Source organism: Kitasatospora sp. NPDC048545 (genome assembly GCF_040651155.1).
Taxonomy (GTDB): domain Bacteria; phylum Actinomycetota; class Actinomycetes; order Streptomycetales; family Streptomycetaceae; genus Kitasatospora.
Genome location: NZ_JBEZIQ010000164.1, coordinates 1 through 1,926 on the forward strand (window position 1 = coordinate 1; position 1,926 = coordinate 1,926).

Here is a 1,926-nt window from a genome sequence, read left to right on the forward strand (position 1 = left end):
GCGGACAGGGCAACGGTGAAGCCGGCCCGGTCGGGGTCGGTGCCGGCGATGCTGTCGGTGGCGTCCGTCATCGCGGTCCGCAGTGCCTGGTAGGTGACCAGCAGTGCCCAGACCTCCTGTTCGACCCCGGCCGGGGTGCGGGCGCGTAGGATCCGGCCGCCCAGGATCGTGGATTTCAGCTCCGCGTAGGCCGTCTCGATCTCACAACGCTCGTGGTAGAGCCGAACGAGTTCACGGGCTGGATGCGCCGACGCATCGGTGAGGGTGGTCAGCAGCCGGTAGTGGCCGGTGCGGGCCCCTTGGGACGTGATGATGCTGATCTCGGCGTCGATGACGCGGACGGTCAGTGCTCCGAGCCGGGCCAGGAACGAGCCGTCGCCGCAGCGGGCCACCGGCGGCAGCCTCCGCCCGGACTTGCACCGCACCAACAGGTGCGCGCCGGTGGCCGCGTAGCGGTTTGCAGATCGCCTGCCAGCCGGCCCGCGTACTCCAACTCGCCGACGGTGGCCGGGCCGAACGCTGCCCCGATCACCGCCCTCGTTCCGCAGGCCACCAATGCCGCCAGCCGGACCTGTGGATAGCCGCCGGTCCCGTTGTTGCACCGCTGCTTGGCGAACACCGCAAGATTCGCCGCAGCGTCCGGCACCGGCAGCAGTGTCCCGTCGACCGCCACCACCAGCAGCCCGCGCCACCGGGCCTGGGCCGCGGTCGTGGCCACCGGGCCGCGCACCAGGTCGAACAGCGCCTTCATCGGCGCGGCCCCCAGACGCTGGCGGGCCTGCCGTAACGCGCTGCCGCCGGGCCTGGTGGGTGCCAGGTCCGTCAGGCCAGCGCACATCCGGTCGAAGACCTGCCGGTAGCCCAGCCCGGCGAACAACGCTCCCGCCAGCAGTAGGTACACGGTGACCCGCGCCGGCATCAGCCGGACCCGCCGCTGGACCGCCTTCGTCTCGGCCAGTACCTCATCGACCATCTCGAACGGCACGATCCGCGTCAACTCGCCGACATGACCCGGCGCGAACGCGCCGGACGCTATCCCGACCGTCCGCGTTATGACAGCCTGTTCCAACAGCGGAGCTCCCATGGTGAGGATGTCTTGGAGTGACAGACCTCTTCTACGGCAGCTCCGCTGCTTTGCCTACCGGCCTTGACACACAGGCCCCACGCCAAACTGAACGACGTTGGTACTAGGCGAGCAGGACGGCCGGCAGCGGGGCCTCCAGCACCAGGGCCCGGGGGAGTGTCAGACCGAAGTGCCGCTCCAGCACCCCCAGGGTGGTCCGGTGCACCTCGCGGTTCGCTCGCTCCTCGTCCGGCAAGCCTTTCGCGCTCAGCAACTCCTTGATTCTGTCCGCTACTTCGGGGTCTCCAACGACCTGGCCGTTGCCCCAGGAGTCGTCCAGGTGCAGATTGAACGAGCACACCGTCCGGCCGTCCCGGTGGTGGTGGAAGGTCGGCGGCACCGGCTTGCCGTTCTCCTCCTCGTACTCCAACAGGAAGACCTCGGCCCCGCCCCCGGAGATCGCCGGATCGTCCCGGAATTCCCCGAACCAGCCCCCGTACGCCACCGCGAAGGTCCACCCGCCGCTCACCCCCAGCCGCAGTCCGATCCCGTCCCAGGCGTCCCCGTACTCCAAGTCCAACGCCTCGACCAGCCCGTCCCCGGTGAGCTCCCCGACCGGCTCCACCGTCCGCTCCGACCACTGGGCCGAGGCCGCGATCCGCGCCGCCAGCGCCTCGACCCCGAGCCCTCGGGCCAGCGTCACGCTGTAACCGCCGAAGGCAATGCTCTGTGGCTCCGCGAGCCAGGCGATTCCGTCCGTCATGCAGGTGATCCTGTCGCACCACACCGACACACCCCGCCCCGAGCCGCCGGACTGCTCCGATCCGGCTGCCCACCCGGGTCTGTACCGTTGCCCTGTCCGT

General features: G+C 70.2%; 3 protein-coding genes. All 3 read right to left on the reverse strand.

Annotation, left to right across the window (positions count from 1 at the left end; genetic code table 11):
* Positions 1 to 392 (reverse strand): transposase (locus tag AB0D10_RS46240; protein WP_360269111.1); only part of this gene is annotated, 392 nt, incomplete at its 3' end.
* On the reverse strand, positions 344 to 1,084 hold the full coding sequence (locus tag AB0D10_RS46245; protein WP_360269114.1) for a transposase domain-containing protein: 741 nt from the start codon (positions 1,082 to 1,084) through the stop codon (positions 344 to 346). The genes AB0D10_RS46240 and AB0D10_RS46245, both read right to left, overlap by 49 nt.
* Positions 1,085 to 1,187: 103 nt before the next feature.
* Positions 1,188 to 1,826, reverse strand: a complete 639-nt coding sequence (locus tag AB0D10_RS46250) for a hypothetical protein (RefSeq protein WP_360269117.1) — start codon at positions 1,824 to 1,826, stop codon at positions 1,188 to 1,190.
* Between the last annotated feature and the right edge of the window lie 100 nt (positions 1,827 to 1,926).

Coding starts and splice junctions, on each gene's coding strand:
- AB0D10_RS46245 (WP_360269114.1), bottom strand. CDS start 1,084: ATGGGAGCTCCGCTGTTGGAACAGGCTGTCATAACGCGGACGGTCGGG.
- AB0D10_RS46250 (WP_360269117.1), bottom strand. CDS start 1,826: ATGACGGACGGAATCGCCTGGCTCGCGGAGCCACAGAGCATTGCCTTC.